At 59.6% G+C, this 15,674-nt stretch carries 10 protein-coding genes; 5 read left to right on the top strand and 5 right to left on the bottom strand.

Annotated features, from left to right (window positions below; translation table 11 throughout):
• Positions 1-18: 18 nt before the first annotated feature.
• The gene (gene dcd, locus IEX01_RS18225) at positions 19-600 is read right to left on the bottom strand and encodes a dCTP deaminase (RefSeq protein WP_024555765.1); all 582 of its coding nucleotides are present in this window, start codon (positions 598-600) and stop codon (positions 19-21) included.
• Between the two features lie 84 nt (positions 601-684).
• Complete coding sequence (udk, locus tag IEX01_RS18230) at positions 685-1,326, bottom strand: uridine kinase (RefSeq protein ID WP_024559524.1); 642 nt, start codon at positions 1,324-1,326, stop codon at positions 685-687.
• A gap of 322 nt (positions 1,327-1,648) precedes the next feature.
• On the opposite strand from udk, the gene IEX01_RS18235 reads away from it, so the two are divergent.
• Positions 1,649-4,981, top strand: coding sequence for a diguanylate cyclase (locus IEX01_RS18235; protein WP_229701874.1), 3,333 nt, complete (start codon positions 1,649-1,651; stop codon positions 4,979-4,981).
• Here the strand turns inward: IEX01_RS18235 and alkA are convergent.
• The gene (alkA, locus tag IEX01_RS18240) at positions 4,963-5,823 is read right to left on the bottom strand and encodes a DNA-3-methyladenine glycosylase 2 (RefSeq protein WP_188724295.1); all 861 of its coding nucleotides are present in this window, start codon (positions 5,821-5,823) and stop codon (positions 4,963-4,965) included. The genes IEX01_RS18235 and alkA overlap by 19 nt on opposite strands.
• Positions 5,824-5,956: 133 nt before the next feature.
• On the opposite strand from alkA, the gene yegD reads away from it, so the two are divergent.
• Entirely contained in the window at positions 5,957-7,309 is a 1,353-nt protein-coding gene (yegD, locus tag IEX01_RS18245) for a molecular chaperone (protein WP_188724296.1), read from the top strand.
• 3 nt (positions 7,310-7,312) lie between these two features.
• Here yegD and IEX01_RS18250 read toward each other — a convergent pair whose 3' ends face one another.
• Complete coding sequence (locus IEX01_RS18250) at positions 7,313-7,609, bottom strand: helix-turn-helix domain-containing protein (RefSeq protein ID WP_188724297.1); 297 nt, start codon at positions 7,607-7,609, stop codon at positions 7,313-7,315.
• Complete coding sequence (locus IEX01_RS18255; protein ID WP_505675733.1) at positions 7,518-7,958, bottom strand: hypothetical protein; 441 nt, start codon at positions 7,956-7,958, stop codon at positions 7,518-7,520. Before IEX01_RS18255 ends, IEX01_RS18250 begins: the two co-directional genes overlap by 92 nt.
• A 228-nt stretch (positions 7,959-8,186) precedes the next feature.
• Here IEX01_RS18255 and IEX01_RS18260 point away from each other — a divergent pair, with 228 nt between their 5' ends.
• The 3 genes from IEX01_RS18260 to mdtC are packed head-to-tail and all read left to right on the top strand — an operon-like array spanning position 8,187 to position 15,670.
• On the top strand, positions 8,187-9,458 hold the full coding sequence (locus tag IEX01_RS18260; protein ID WP_188724298.1) for an MdtA/MuxA family multidrug efflux RND transporter periplasmic adaptor subunit: 1,272 nt from the start codon (positions 8,187-8,189) through the stop codon (positions 9,456-9,458).
• Positions 9,458-12,580 carry an MdtB/MuxB family multidrug efflux RND transporter permease subunit gene (locus IEX01_RS18265; protein ID WP_024561784.1) on the top strand — a complete coding sequence of 1,041 codons (3,123 nt, stop codon included), beginning with the start codon at positions 9,458-9,460 and terminating at the stop codon, positions 12,578-12,580. Before IEX01_RS18260 ends, IEX01_RS18265 begins: the two co-directional genes overlap by 1 nt.
• Positions 12,581-15,670: a multidrug efflux RND transporter permease subunit MdtC gene (gene mdtC / locus IEX01_RS18270; protein ID WP_188724299.1), complete on the top strand. Its 3,090-nt coding sequence runs from the start codon at positions 12,581-12,583 to the stop codon at positions 15,668-15,670.
• Positions 15,671-15,674: the final 4 nt, after the last annotated feature.

Genomic DNA, 15,674 nt, shown 5'->3' on the forward strand with positions numbered 1-15,674 from the left:
TTGACTGTGCCGACAGGCTCAGTCTTTATCAATTCGACTGGCGACCGCACCCTGCTGATCGCGATATTTAGCATCCTGACGGCGGTTATAAGGCCGCGCGGCGGGGCCTGAAAGCGGCTCGAAGCTGAGCGCACCGATAACCATGCCGGGGCGCAGCGCCAGCGGCAGCTTGCCGGAGTTATAAAACTCAAGCACGATGCAGCCCTGCCAGCCCGGGTCGATTCGGTGCGCGGTCACATGGACCATCAACCCCAGGCGCGCCAGCGATGAGCGCCCGTCAAGCCAGCCGACTAAATCTGCAGGCAGCGTGACGGATTCAAGCGTTACCGCCAGCGCCAGTTCGCCCGGATGCAGGAAAAACGCCTCGCCGTCGTTAAGAACTATCTCGTCGCTCATAACGCGATCGAGCGCGGCGCTGACTTCATCCTTCGGTCCGCTGAGATCGATATACGCGGCGGTATGGCCGCTAAAAGTACGGAATTTATTGCCGAGGCGCACATCCACGGTCGCGCCGTTGATGCGCTCCACCGGTGGACGCGGGGTGATCGACAAACGGCCTTCATCAAGCCAGGCTTCAATATCTCGGTCACAAAGACGCATCGCACGCTCTCCTGTTGTGCTGTTGTCCCGGCCTGCAGGCCGGGAGCGGAGGTAACTCTTTGAACGTTACACGCAAAATCTGCGTTATTCAAAAAACTGGCTGATTTTAGCCTTCAGGATATCAATCGCGATGCGGTTTTTTCCGCCGCGCGGCACGATGATATCGGCATACTGTTTGGAAGGGTCGATGAACTGCAGGAACATCGGGCGCACCGTTTTCTGATACTGCGCCATCACCGAGTCCATTGAGCGGCCGCGCTCATTCACGTCGCGCTTGATGCGGCGCATCAGGCAGATATCAAGCGGCGTATCGACGAAAATAGAGAAGTTCATCTCTTCACGCAGGCGCGCGTCGGTCAACAGCAGGATCCCTTCCAGAATAATGACCTTTTTCGGCTCGATATGAACGGTTTCTTTCATGCGGGTGTGTTCAACATAGCTGTACACCGGCAGCTCGATGGGCTTGCCCGCCTTCAGCATTTGCAGATGTTGAAACAGCAGATTGTGGTCCATCGCGCTTGGATGGTCGTAGTTGGTTTTAACCCTTTCTTCCATCGACAGATGACTTTGATCTTTGTAATAGCTGTCTTCCGGAATTACACCAATGTGTTCATCACCTACCTGTTCACGTAACTCCCGATAGAGCGTACTGGCGATTAAACTCTTACCTGAAGCCGATGCGCCGGCGATACCGATAATGACGCATTGATGGGACTTGTCAGTCATAAATTAGCGACCTGGTTTACTTAATTGTTAAGGAAGGGAGACGCGGGGGGCGTCAAACGCCGCAATTATAGGGATTTCCCTGTGGTGATACCAGCAAGAGCTTAATCGCGTCTGGGTGCGCCATAAAATCTGCTGAAAAAACAATAAGCCAAAAGTCGCAGGCGCAGATAAATCTCTACGAAATAATTATGACGGCGGAAAGGCAATTTCTGATCGTGCGCCATAGGAATTGTAAATTGTTTGTACTAGCATACCGAAAACTCTTTTTAAGATGCGTCCGGGCCTTGCTCCTGACGGCAATGCTTTTGCGGATTATGCGGTAATGACCAATAAAAAGAATAAGCGCGCTTTAGTTGCTACGCCACAGCCCCTGTTGCGCTGCCTGACGCTTGGGCTGCTTTCCTTTATTTTTACGCTATTTTCGCTGGAGCTGACGCTGCTCGGCACGATGCTGGCGCCGCTGTGGTTTCCCACGTCCTTAATGATTGTGGCGTTTTATCGCCACCCGCTGCGGCTGTGGCCCGGCATCGCCGTCGCCTGTTCGCTCGGCAGCATAGCGGCGACCATCGCGCTTTTTTCCGTCCAGCATGTCTTGCTGGGGTATACCTTTATTAACCTGTTCGAAGCGCTGGTCGGCGCGGTTTTGCTGCGAAAGTTACTGCCTTATTACAACCCTCTGCAGAATCTTAATAACTGGCTGCGGCTGGCGCTTGGCAGCGCGCTTATTCCTCCGCTTCTCGGCGGCCTGCTGTTACTCGCCTTTACTCACCCGGCCGACCCGCTGCGCAGCTTTTGCGTCTGGGTGCTTTCTGAAGCTATCGGCGCGCTGTCGCTGGTGCCGCTGGGGCTACTTTATAAATCGCACTATTTATTGCGCCATCGCGACCCGCGCCTGTTGCTGGAAACGCTGGGCACGCTCGCCGCTACGCTTTTCCTGAGCTGGTTCGCGCTGCATTATCTCCCCTGGCCTTTTACCATCGTTATCGTGCTGCTGATGTGGAGCGCTCTCCGGCTGCCGCGCCTTGAGGCCTTCGTCGTTTTTCTCGCAACGGTAATGGCGGTTTCCTTTATGCTCGCCTCCCAACCAGAGCTGGTGCAGTTGCCGAAGCCTAATGCGATGGCGAATGCGCCCTGGTTGCCCTTTTTGATGATTTTGCTACCAGCTAATATCATGACGATGGTGATGTACGCTTTTCGCGAAGAGCGTAAGCATATTTCTGAAAGCGAAGCGCGTTTTCGCAACGCCATGGAGTATTCCGCTATCGGCATGGCGCTGGTCTCTACAGACGGTCAGTGGCTGCAAGTCAACAAAGCGCTGTGCCGTTTTCTCGGCTACACCCCGGAGCAACTGCGCTCGCTGACCTTTCAACAGCTGACCTACCCGGAAGATTTGCACGGCGACCTCGAACAACTCGACAAGCTCACGCAGGGCATTATCAATAATTATTCTCTGGAAAAACGGTATTACACCAGCAATGGGGATATCGTCTGGGCGCTGCTGGCGGTTTCGGTCGTGCGCCACACCGACGGCTCGCCGCTCTACTTCATCGCCCAGGTGGAGGATATTACCGATCTCAAGCATACCGAGTGGGTTAATAAGCGTCTGATGGAGCGCATTACCCTTGCCAACGAAGCGGGCGGCATCGGCATCTGGGAGTGGGAACTGGGTCCTGACGTGATTACCTGGGACAAACGGATGTTTGAGCTTTATGACGTGCCGCTGCATGTCAAACCGACCTGGCAGCTCTGGCGTGAACGGCTCATTAAAGAAGACAGGCCGCTTGCGGAGAAGACCGTTCAGGAAGCGCTGCGCAACCGCATTCCCTTTAAGCTTGAATTTCGCATTCAGGTTCAGGGCCGTATTCGTCATATCCGCGCCCTGGCCAACCGCGTGCTGAATAAAAACGGCGAAGTGGAACGCCTGCTTGGCATCAACATGGACATGACCGAAGTAAAACAGCTTAACGAAGCGTTGTTTCAGGAAAAAGAGCGTTTGCACATTACGCTCGACTCCATTGGCGAGGGGGTTATCTGCGCCGATCAGGAGCTGAACGTAACCTTCATGAATCCGGTGGCGGAAAAAATGAGCGGCTGGACGCAGGAGCAGGCGCTGGGTCAGCCGCTCGCAAACGTGCTGCGCATTACGGTGGGGGATAACGGCCCGCTGCTTGATAACATCCACAGCGGCGACTCATCCCGCACCAGCGCCATTGAACAGGATATCGTTTTACACTGCCGCAGCGGCGGCGCTTACGACATCCACTACACCATCACGCCGCTCAGCACGCTCGACGGGCAGAATATCGGCTCGGTAATGGTTATCCATGACGTCACTGAATCGCGCAAAATGCTGCGCCAGCTCAGCTATAACGCCTCGCATGACGCCCTGACTCATCTCTCCAACCGCGTCAGCTTTGAAAACCACCTCAAGCGCTTGTTGCAAAGCGTAAATGACAACCATCAGCGTCACGCGCTGGTGTTTATCGACCTCGATCGCTTTAAAGCGGTTAATGATACCGCCGGCCACGCGGCGGGCGACGCGCTGCTGCGCGAGCTTGCCTCAATGATGCTTGGCATGCTGCGCACCACCGATGTGCTGGCGCGCCTTGGCGGCGATGAATTCGGCCTGCTGTTGCCTGATTGCAGCGTGGATAACGCCCGCACCATTTCCGAGCGCCTGATTGCCGCCGTCAATGATTACCATTTTATCTGGGAAGGCCGGCTGCACCGTATCGGCGCCAGCGCCGGGATTACCATGATTGACGCCAGCAATAATCAGGCCTCTGAAGTGATGTCGCAGGCGGATATCGCCTGCTACGCCTCAAAAAATAACGGTCGCGGCGTAGTGACGCTGTATGAGCCGCAACAGCAACGGCTACAGCAAAGCCGCGAAGCGCTGCCGCTCGATGAACAGTGGCGCATGATAAAAGAGAACCCGATGGCGTTAGTCGCGCGCCCTGTCGCATCGCCCCGCATACCGGAAAGCACCAGCTTTTTGCTGCTCTCAGTCCGACTGTGGACCAGCGAAGGCACGGTAGTGGAAGAGCAGGCGTTTCGTTCCACCATCAACGAAACGGAACTGTTGCATGCGCTCGATCGCCGCGTACTGCACGACTTCTTTAACGAGCACGCCGCCGACGCGGCGCGCAAAGGCTTTGGCGTCGCGCTGCCGCTCTCCGCGGGAATAACCGGCCCGCGTCTGGTTGATGAACTGCTGGATTTGCTCGACGCCGGTCCCTTCCCGCCTCGCCTGCTGCATCTGGTCATCAATAGCGACGCGTTTGAAAAAGATCCGCTCATGACCAGCCGCCAGCTCGACAGGCTGCGCCAGGCGGGTTGCCATATCATCCTGAGCCATGTCGGCCGCGACCTGGAGGTCTTTAACCACATCAGCCGCGCCGTTGCGGATTATGTCATGCTCGATCCGGAAGTGGTGATGAACGTCCATACCAATCTGATGGACGAAATGCTGGCTACCATCGTGCTGGGCCACGCGCGGCGGCTCAAGGTCGCCTGCATCGCCGGCCCCGTGGCCCATCCGGTCATGATGGAGACGCTGGCGGGCATCGGCGTCGACATGGTTTACGGTGACGCCCTGGCGCCAGGGCAGCCGCTCAGCCTGCTGCTCAACAGCAGCTATTTCGCCATCAACTGATCGTCAGGCCGCCAGCCGTAACTAAACCAGATATGCAGCAGCGCGTAGGAGCGCCACGGCTGCCAGCGCAGCGCATAACGGCGAATTTGCGCAGGCGTCATACCGGCGAAGCGCTGTTTGATGGCGTAGTCGTCAGCCAGAAAAACATCCGGCGCCTGCCAGCCGCGCAGCGCGAAATAGTTCGCCGTCCAGCGGCCTATGCCGGGCATTTGCATGAGCGCTTTCATCCCATGCTCTACATCCGTCGGCCGCGTCAGGGGGAAGCGCCCCGCTTCGCATTCGCGGGCCAGATGAATAAGCGCCTCGGCGCGCTTAAGCGGCATCCCCAGCGCCTTCAGCACCAGCGGGTCGGCCAGCGCCAGCTGCGCGGCGGTGGGAAAAAGCCGCCATTCTCCCTGCTCATCCAGCGGCGCGCCATACGCCGCCACCACTTTGCCGGTCAGCCGCGCCGCCTGTTTGACGCTGACCAGTTGACCGAGAATGGCGCGTACGCCCTGCTCAAACACATCCATGCAGCCCGGCAACCGCAGGCCGGGGCGGTTGCTTGCCAGTTCGCCCAGCGTCTGGTGAACGATAGCCGGGTTCATATCCAGATCCAGCAGCCGACGCACGCGTTCAACCACCTTATCGACGACAGGCTGCAACCCTTCGCTTATCTCCACCTCCAGCTGATGATTTTCCGCACGCGGCGTCAGCGTCAGCCATCCGTGATGCCCTTCCATCGCGAGCGTGCGGCGGTAGCGCTCGGGCGTGACGGTTTCTACGCCTTCAACGGCGCGGTCACCCAGAAAAGCGAACATCCACGTCCAGTCATAGGGCGGCTGATAGCTAAGGATTATCATGGCGTCTCCTTTGTTAATGATTTCCTTAGCATAATGGGTAATCGCGCTTTTCGCCTTGCCCACATATTCTGTTTGCCCGGCAGGCCGCATTCGGCTAAAGTCGCCCCCCTTCTTCACCGGCATGGGGATAACGATGTTTATTGGTTTTGACTACGGCACCGCCAACTGTTCGGTAGCGGTGATGCGCGAGGGCTCGCCGCAGCTGCTGACGCTGGAAAACGGCTCGCCGCTTCTGCCTTCCATGATAAGCGCGCCGACGCGCGAAGCCGTCAGCGAATGGCTTTATCGCCACCACGGCGTCGCCGCGCAGGAAAAAGAGACGCAGGCGCTGTTAAGACGCGCCATCGCTTACAACCGCGAAGAAGATATTGAGGTGACGCCAGGCAGCGTGCTGTTTGGCCTGAACGCGCTTGGGCACTATATGGTCGACCCGGAAGAGGTCTGGTTCGTCAAGTCGCCGAAATCCTTCCTCGGCGCAAGCGGCCTGAAGCCGCAGCAGGTGGCGCTGTTTGAAGACCTGGTCTGCTCCATGATGCTGCACATCCGCAACACGGCGCAAACTCAGACGCAGGAAGCGATAGACCAGGCGGTAATTGGCCGCCCGGTTAACTTCCAGGGGCTCGGCGGCGATGAAGCGAACGCGCAGGCGCAGGGCATTCTGGAGCGCGCGGCGAAACGCGCAGGCTTTCGCGACGTGGTGTTCCAGTTTGAACCGGTGGCGGCCGGGCTTGATTTCGAAGCGACGCTCAAAGAAGAGAAGCGCGTGCTGGTCGTGGATATCGGCGGCGGCACCACCGACTGCTCTTTATTGCTGATGGGCCCGCAGTGGCGTGGACGCCGCGACCGCGAGGCGAGCCTGCTTGGCCACAGCGGCTGTCGCGTGGGCGGCAACGATCTTGATATCGCGCTGGCGTTCAAACAGCTCATGCCGCTGCTGGGGCTTGGCGGCTTGACGGAAAAAGGCACCGCCCTGCCGGCGCTGCCCTGGTGGAACGCCTGCGCGATTAACGACGTCCCGGCGCAGAGCGATTTTTACAGCGCAGCCAATGGCCGCCTGCTGGCGGACCTGGCGCGCGACGCGCGGGAAAGCGAAAAGGTGGCGCGGCTGCAAAAAGTCTGGCGTCAGCGTCTGAGCTACCGGCTGGTGCGCGCGGCGGAAGAGAGCAAAATCGCCCTTTCCGGCGCCCGCGAGACCCGCGCGATGCTGCCGTTTATCGCCGAGGCGCTGCAAACCGATATCACCCAGGAAGCGCTGGAGGCCGCGCTTGCCCAGCCGTTGCAGCGCATTCTTGAGCAGGTTTCCCTGGCGCTGGAGGAGAACCGCGAGCGTCCGGATGTGATTTATCTCACCGGCGGCAGCGCCCGTTCTCCGCTGATTAAAACAGCGCTGGCGCAGCAGTTGCCCGGCATTCCCATCATGGGCGGCGACGACTTCGGCTCGGTTACCGCCGGGCTCGCGCGTTGGGCGCAGGTGGTGTTTGGCTAAGGCTTAAAGGGGAAACGTCGACGTTTCCCCGTTCATTTCCACTTTAAGCGAAAGTTTGCCGCCCAGCGCCTCAATATAGCGTTTGAGCGTAATGAGTTTGATATCCACGCCGCGTTGCTCCAGGGCCGCGATCGCAGGCTGAGTCACGCCCATCATTTCCGCAACCTGCTGCTGAGAGATAGCAAGTGTTTCACGCAGCCGTTGAAGTTCAACCTCCAGCACGCTTTCTTCCGCCATCTTTTTTACCCGCTTGCGCCGTTCTGGCGGCATTTGCGCGATGACATCCTGCAATGTTTTCATTTTGTTTTCTCCACTGAAAGCAGATGGCGCGAAAACGCCTCGTCGGCAAGACGAATGCAGGTCTCGTAAAAACGCTTCTGATTCGATTTATCGCCACCGCACAAAACCACAGCCCGACGCTGCGGGTCGAATGCATAAAACAGTCGATAGGCGCGCCTGAAAAAAGAAAACGCAGCTCTTTCATATTCACAAAAGCCGAACCTTTTACCCGGTCGGTCCAGGGGCGGCCTAACAGGGGACCATACTGTTCAAGCTTCGCCAGTTCCGCGATAGCTTTATCCTGCAACTCAGGGCGTTGCTGCTGATACCACTGCATAAATTCAGGGCTAAAAAGCACAGTCCATGTCATGCCTGCTCCATAAATTGTAGTTTATATTTTATCGATAAACCACACTTTAAGCGCGGATAACCATCACCGCGAGCCTGTCGGCATAACTTTGCGAGGTATTTCCCGCAACCCGCGCCATTCAGACTTATCCTGACCTTGTTTCATATTTCCTCCATTATTCTCCGGCGTCGCGTAACTAAACTAGTATCATTACGCCTAATCGTTTCAGGAAAAGAAGACGTTTAACTTATGAAAGGCAATAAGCATTCCCGCTGGTGGCTGTGGGCTGGCGTTGTCGTGGTGGTGATTGCCGCCGTGCTGTACTGGCACAACGCGCATCAAAGCGCGCCTGAGTCATCGCAAGCTTCCGCGCAGCAGCGCCCGACGACTGGCGGCCGTAAAGGGATGCGCGGCGGAGCGCTTGCGCCCGTACAGGCCGCCGTCGCCACCAGCCAGACCGTGCCGCGCTATCTCACCGGCCTTGGCACCATTACCGCCGCCAATACCGTTACGGTGCGAAGCCGCGTCGACGGCCAGCTGATGGCGCTCCACTTCAAGGAAGGCCAGCAGGTAAAAGCGGGCGATCTGCTCGCAGAGATCGATCCGAGCCAGTTTAATGTCGCGCTCGCCCAGGCGCAGGGGCAACTTGCCCGCGATAAGGCAACCCTCGCCAACGCCCGCCGCGACCTGGCGCGCTACCAGCAGCTTTCAAAAACCAATCTGGTTTCACGTCAGGAGCTTGACGCCCAGCAGGCGCTGGTGAGCGAAACCGCAGGCACCATCAAAGCGGATGAAGCGGCGGTCGCCAGTGCGCAGTTGCAGCTCAACTGGAGCCGCATTACGGCGCCGATTGACGGCCGGGTCGGTTTAAAGCAGGTGGATATCGGCAACCAGATTTCCAGCGGCGACACCACCGGCATTGTGGTGCTGACGCAAACCCATCCTATCGACCTCGTTTTTACCCTGCCGGAGAGCGAAATCGCCACGGTCGTACAGGCGCAAAAAGCGGGCCAGACCCTGACGGTGGAAGCCTGGGATCGCACCAACAAGCAGAAACTCAGCACCGGCGCGCTGCTGAGCTTTGATAACCAGATAGACGCCACCACCGGCACCATCAAGCTGAAAGCGCGTTTTGAAAACCAGGACGACGCGCTGTTTCCTAATCAGTTTGTTAACGCCCGCATGCTGGTGGCTAAAGAAGAGAACGCCGTGGTTATCCCTACCGCCGCGCTGCAAATGGGCAATGAAGGCAACTTCGTCTGGGTGCTGAACGACAAAAACCAGGTCAGCAAGCACACCGTCACCACCGGCATTCAGGACAGCGAAAAAGTGGTGATTACCGCCGGACTGTCGACGGGCGACCGCGTAGTCACCGATGGCATTGACCGTCTGACCGAAGGGGCACACGTAGAGGTAGTTGAGCCTCAGGCGCAGGCGAGCGGTGAACAGAAAAAAGCGCCCGCCACCGGCTCTCACGCCGGGCCGCGCAGTGAGGCCTCGCGCACGGGAGCCGCGTCCTGATGCAGGTGTTACCTCCGGGGTCTACAGGCGGCCCGTCGCGCCTGTTTATCATGCGTCCTGTCGCCACCACGCTGCTGATGGTGGCAATCCTGCTCGCCGGGATTATCGGCTACCGCTTTTTACCCGTTTCGGCGCTGCCGGAAGTCGACTACCCCACCATTCAGGTGGTGACCCTCTACCCGGGCGCCAGCCCGGATGTGGTGACGTCCGCCATTACCGCGCCGCTTGAGCGGCAGTTCGGCCAGATGTCGGGCTTAAAGCAGATGGCGTCGCAAAGCGCCGGCGGCGCTTCGGTGGTGACGTTGCAGTTCCAGCTGACGCTGCCGCTGGATGTCGCCGAGCAGGAAGTGCAGGCGGCGATTAACGCCGCCACCAACCTGTTGCCGAGCGACCTGCCCAACCCGCCGGTCTACAGCAAAGTTAACCCGGCGGACCCACCCATCATGACGCTCGCAGTCACCTCCTCCGCCCTGCCGATGACGCAGGTGGAAGATATGGTGGAAACGCGTGTGGCGCAGAAAATCTCCCAGGTGGCGGGGGTGGGACTGGTGACGCTTTCAGGCGGCCAACGTCCGGCGGTGCGGGTGAAACTTAACGCCCCGGCGCTGGCCTCGCTGGGGCTGACCAGCGAAACGGTGCGCACTGCCATCAGCAATGCCAACGTCAACTCGGCGAAAGGCAGTATGGACGGCCCGACGCGGGCGATCACGCTCTCCGCCAACGACCAGATGACCTCCGCCGCCGAGTATCGCAACCTCATCATCGCGTACCAGAACGGCGCGGCGATCCGCCTGGGCGACGTGGCAACGGTGGAGCAAGGCGCGGAAAACAGCTGGCTTGGCGCCTGGGCTAACAAACAGCAGGCAATAGTAATGAACGTGCAACGCCAGCCGGGCGCCAACATCATCACCACTGCCGACACCATCCGTCAGATGCTGCCAACGCTCACGCAGAGCCTGCCGAAGTCAGTGAAAGTAGAGTTGCTTACCGACCGCACCACCAATATCCGCGCCTCGGTGGATGACACCCAGCATGAATTGATGCTGGCTATCGCGCTGGTAGTCATGATTATTTACCTGTTTCTGCGTAACGTGCCGGCGACCATTATCCCGGCGGTAGCGGTGCCGCTCTCGCTGGTAGGCACCTTTGCGGTGATGGTGTTTCTTGATTTCTCCATCAACAACCTGACGCTGATGGCGCTGACCATCGCCACCGGCTTTGTGGTGGATGACGCCATCGTGGTGATTGAGAACATCTCGCGCTATATCGAAAAGGGCGAAAAACCGCTGGCCGCCGCGCTGAAAGGGGCGGGCGAAATCGGCTTTACCATTATCTCCCTGACCTTCTCACTGATAGCGGTGCTGATCCCCCTGCTGTTTATGGGCGATATCGTCGGCCGTCTGTTCCGCGAGTTCGCCGTTACGCTGGCGGTGGCTATCCTGATCTCCGCCGTCGTCTCGCTGACGCTGACGCCAATGATGTGCGCGCGCATGTTAAGCCATGCCTCGCTGCGCAAGCAGAACCGTTTCTCGCGCGCTTCTGAACGCTTCTTTGACCGGGTGATTGCGGGTTATGGCCGACTGCTGAAACGGGTGCTTAACCATCCGTGGCTCACGCTCGGCGTGGCATTGGGCACGCTGGCGCTCACCGTTCTGCTGTGGGTGCTTATCCCGAAAGGCTTTTTCCCGGTGCAGGACAACGGCATCATTCAGGGGACGCTGCAGGCGCCGCAGTCTACGTCGTTCTCCAGCATGGCGCAGCGCCAGCGGCAGGTGGCGGACGTTATCCTTAAGGATCCGGCCGTAGAGAGCCTTACCTCGTTTGTCGGCGTGGACGGCACGAACCCGTCGCTCAACAGCGCCCGCCTGCAAATCAACCTCAAAGCGCTGGACGAGCGCGACGACCGCGTGCAGACGGTTATCGAGCGCCTTCAACAGGCGGTGGCGAAGGTGCCCGGCGTGCAGCTCTATTTGCAGCCGATTCAGGACCTGACGATTGACACCCAGGTGAGCCGCACCCAGTACCAGTTCACGCTGCAGGCGAACTCTCTTGACGCGCTCAGCGTCTGGGTGCCGAAGCTGATGGATGAGCTGCGCACGCGCCCGGAACTGGCGGACGTCAGCAGCGACTGGCAGGATCAGGGGCTGGTGGCCTACGTCAATGTCGATCGCGCCAGCGCCAGCCGTCTTGGCATCAGCATGGCGGACGTGGATAACGCGCTCTATAACGCCTTTGGCCAGCGCCTTATCTCCACCATCTATACCCAGGCGAACCAGTATCGCGTGGTGCTGGAGCATGACGCCGCGGCGACGCCCGGTCTTGCGGCGCTGGACAACATTCGCCTCGCCAGCAGCGAGGGCGGCGCGGTGCCGCTAAGCAGCATTGCGAAAGTTGAGCAGCGCTTCGGGCCGCTGTCGATAAACCATCTCGACCAGTTCCCGTCCACCACTATCTCGTTCAACGTGCCGGAGGATTACTCGCTGGGCGACGCGGTGCAGGCGGTAACCGAGGCGGAGCAGGCGCTCGCCTTCCCGACCGACATCACCACCTCTTTCCAGGGCAGCACGCTGGCGTTCCAGGCGGCGCTCGGCAGCACCATCTGGCTGATTGTCGCCTCGGTCGTGGCGATGTATATCGTCCTTGGCGTGCTCTATGAGAGCTTTATTCACCCGATAACCATTCTCTCAACGCTGCCCACCGCAGGCGTCGGCGCGCTGCTGGCGCTGCTGCTGGCCGGCAGCGAGCTGGATGTTATCGCCATCATCGGCATCATTTTGCTTATCGGCATCGTGAAGAAAAACGCCATCATGATGATAGACTTCGCGCTGGCGGCGGAGCGCGAACAGGGAATGTCGCCTTATGAAGCGATTTACCAGGCCTGCCTGCTGCGCTTCAGGCCCATTCTGATGACCACGCTGGCGGCGCTGCTTGGCGCGCTGCCGCTGATGCTAAGCACCGGCGTGGGCGCGGAGCTCAGGCGCCCGCTCGGCATCGGCATGGTGGGCGGCCTGCTGGTAAGCCAGGTGCTGACGCTCTTTACTACGCCGGTGATTTATCTGCTCTTCGACCGGCTTGCGAACGCAGCCCGCAGCCGCTTCCCGCAGCGTGAAGAGGAGGCGTAAGTGAAGTTTTACGCCCTCTTTATCTACCGTCCGGTGGCGACCATTCTGCTGACCATCGCCGTGACCCTGTGCGGCGTACTGGGCTTTCGCCTGCTGCCGGTCGCGCCGCTGCCGCAGGTCGATTTCCCGGTTATCATGGTCAGCGCGTCGCTGCCGGGCGCGTCGCCGGAAACCATGGCCTCGTCGGTGGCGACGCCGCTTGAGCGCTCACTCGGGCGCATCGCGGGCGTTAACGAGATGACCTCGTCAAGCTCCCTTGGCAGCACTCGCATCATCCTGGAGTTCAATTTCGACCGCGACATCAACGGCGCGGCGCGCGACGTGCAGGCGGCGATTAACGCCGCGCAAAGCCTGCTGCCAAGCGGCATGCCTTCGCGCCCAACCTACCGCAAGGCAAACCCCTCAGACGCGCCCATTATGATCCTGACGCTCACCTCGGAGACCTACTCCCAGGGCGAGCTCTATGATTATGCTTCGACGCAGCTTGCGCAAACCATCGCCCAGATTGATGGCGTGGGCGATGTGGACGTCGGCGGCAGTTCGCTGCCTGCCGTGCGGGTGGCGCTTAACCCGCAGGCGCTCTTTAACCAGGGCGTCTCGCTTGACGACGTGCGCAGCGCCATCAGCGACAGCAATGTTCGCCGTCCGCAGGGCGCGGTGGAAGACGCCAGCCGCCGCTGGCAGTTACAGACCAACGATGAGCTGAAAACCGCCGCCGAGTACCAGCCGGTCATTGTGCACTACAACAACGGTGCGGCGGTTCGCTTAAGCGATGTGGCGACCATCACCGACTCGGTGCAGGATGTGCGTAACGCCGGGATGACGAACGCGAAGCCCGCTATCTTGCTGATGATCCGCAAGCTGCCGGAAGCCAATATCATCCAGACGGTGGACCGCATTCGCGCCAAAGTGCCGGAGCTTCGCGACACCATCCCCACCGCTATCGATTTGCAGATAGCGCAGGATCGCTCCCCGACTATCCGCGCCTCGCTCGCCGAGGTGGAGCAGACGCTGGCGATTTCCGTCGCGCTGGTCATTCTGGTGGTCTTTTTGTTCCTGCGCGACGGGCGCGCCACCTTTATCCCGGCGGTAGCGGTGCCGGTTTCGCTGATAGGCACCTGCGCGGCGATGTACCTGTGCGGCTTTAGCCTCAATAACCTGTCGCTGATGGCGCTGACCATCGCCACTGGCTTCGTGGTGGATGACGCTATCGTGGTGCTGGAGAATATCGCCCGCCACCTGGAGTCGGGAATGAAGCCGCTGCAGGCGGCGTTGCAGGGGGTGCGCGAGGTCGGCTTTACGGTGCTCTCCATGAGCCTGTCACTGGTGGCAGTTTTTCTGCCGCTGCTGCTGATGGGCGGCCTGCCGGGCAGGCTGTTCCGCGAATTCGCCGTCACGCTTTCGGTGGCGATAGGCATCTCCATGGTCGTTTCGCTGACGCTGACGCCGATGATGTGCGGCTGGCTGCTGAAAAGCGAAAAACCACACCGCCCCGCCCGCAAGCGCGGCGTGGGCCGACTGCTTATCGCCTTGCAGGGCGGCTATGCCCGCTCGCTGAAATGGGTGCTTAACCATGCGCGGCTGGTGGGCGTTATTTTTATCGCCACCCTCGCGCTGAACGTCTGGCTTTATATCGCCATTCCGAAAACCTTCTTCCCCGAGCAGGATACCGGCCAGCTGATGGGCGGCATTCAGGCGGACCAGAGCATCTCGTTCCAGGCGATGCGCGGCAAGCTGCAAAACTTTATGAAGATTATTCGCGACGACCCGGCGGTGGATAACGTCACCGGCTTTACCGGCGGCTCGCGGGTTAATAGCGGCATGATGTTTATTACGCTCACGCCGCGCGACGAGCGCAATGAAAGCGCCCAGCAGGTTATTGACCGGCTGCGTAAAAAGCTCGCCAAAGAGCCCGGCGCCAGTTTGTTTCTGATGGCGGTGCAGGATATCCGCGTCGGCGGGCGTCAGGCCAACGCCAGCTATCAGTACACGCTGCTTTCCGACGACCTCGCCGCGCTGCGGGAATGGGAGCCGAAAATTCGCGCCGCCTTCGCGAAGTTGCCCGAGCTTGCCGACGTTAACTCCGACCAGCAGGACAACGGCGCGGAGATGAACCTGATTTATGACCGCGAGACCATGTCGCGCCTCGGCATCAGCGTGCAGGACGCCAACAGCCTGCTGAACAACGCCTTCGGCCAGCGGCAGATCTCCACCATCTACGAAGCGCTTAACCAGTACAAGGTAGTGATGGAGGTGGACCCGCGTTATACCCAGGATATCAGTGCGCTGGACCAGATGTTTGTGGTCAACGGCGAAGGCAAACCGATCCCGCTCTCTTATTTCGCGAAGTGGCAGCCCGCCAACGCGCCGCTTTCTGTGAACCACCAGGGGCTGTCGGCCTCCTCCACCATCGCCTTTAACCTGCCGACCGGCGTGTCGCTCTCTGAGGCGAGCGCGGCTATCGAGCGCGCCATGGTCACGCTTGGCGTGCCCACAACGGTGCGAGGCAGCTTCGCCGGCACCGCTCAGGTGTTCCAGCAGACGATGAACTCGCAGGTGATTCTGATCCTTGCCGCTATCGCCACGGTCTATATCGTGCTCGGCATTCTCTATGAAAGCTATGTACACCCGCTCACCATTCTCTCCACCCTTCCCTCGGCGGGCGTGGGGGCGCTGCTGGCGCTGGAGTGGTTTGGCGCGCCGTTTAGCTTGATCGCGCTCATCGGTATTATGTTGTTAATTGGCATAGTGAAGAAGAACGCCATCATGATGGTCGATTTCGCCATCGAGGCGCAGCGCAACGGCAATCTGACGCCGCAGGAGGCGATTTTCCAGGCGAGCCTGCTGCGCTTTCGCCCCATCATGATGACCACGCTGGCGGCGCTGTTCGGCGCGCTGCCGCTGGTGCTTTCCGGCGGAGACGGTTCGGAACTGCGTCAGCCGCTCGGCATCACCATCGTCGGCGGGCTGGTCATGAGTCAGCTGTTAACGCTTTACACCACGCCAGTGGTTTACCTTTTCTTTGACCGCTTACGGCTGCGCTTTGCGCGCACGCCAAAACAGGATAAAACGCTATCGATAAGTGAGTAAGCCT

It is taken from the genome of Franconibacter daqui (assembly GCF_014644275.1).
Lineage (GTDB): Bacteria > Pseudomonadota > Gammaproteobacteria > Enterobacterales > Enterobacteriaceae > Franconibacter > Franconibacter pulveris.

What these genes read in the sequence shown, in the direction of transcription:
- IEX01_RS18260 (WP_188724298.1), top strand. Translation starts at nt 8,187, where the DNA reads ATGAAAGGCAATAAGCATTCCCGCTGGTGGCTGTGGGCTGGCGTTGTC.
- dcd (WP_024555765.1), bottom strand. Translation starts at nt 600, where the DNA reads ATGCGTCTTTGTGACCGAGATATTGAAGCCTGGCTTGATGAAGGCCGT.
- alkA (WP_188724295.1), bottom strand. Translation starts at nt 5,823, where the DNA reads ATGATAATCCTTAGCTATCAGCCGCCCTATGACTGGACGTGGATGTTC.
- udk (WP_024559524.1), bottom strand. Translation starts at nt 1,326, where the DNA reads ATGACTGACAAGTCCCATCAATGCGTCATTATCGGTATCGCCGGCGCA.
- yegD (WP_188724296.1), top strand. Translation starts at nt 5,957, where the DNA reads ATGTTTATTGGTTTTGACTACGGCACCGCCAACTGTTCGGTAGCGGTG.
- IEX01_RS18250 (WP_188724297.1), bottom strand. Translation starts at nt 7,609, where the DNA reads ATGAAAACATTGCAGGATGTCATCGCGCAAATGCCGCCAGAACGGCGC.
- IEX01_RS18235 (WP_229701874.1), top strand. Translation starts at nt 1,649, where the DNA reads ATGACCAATAAAAAGAATAAGCGCGCTTTAGTTGCTACGCCACAGCCC.
- IEX01_RS18265 (WP_024561784.1), top strand. Translation starts at nt 9,458, where the DNA reads ATGCAGGTGTTACCTCCGGGGTCTACAGGCGGCCCGTCGCGCCTGTTT.
- IEX01_RS18255 (WP_505675733.1), bottom strand. Translation starts at nt 7,958, where the DNA reads ATGACATGGACTGTGCTTTTTAGCCCTGAATTTATGCAGTGGTATCAG.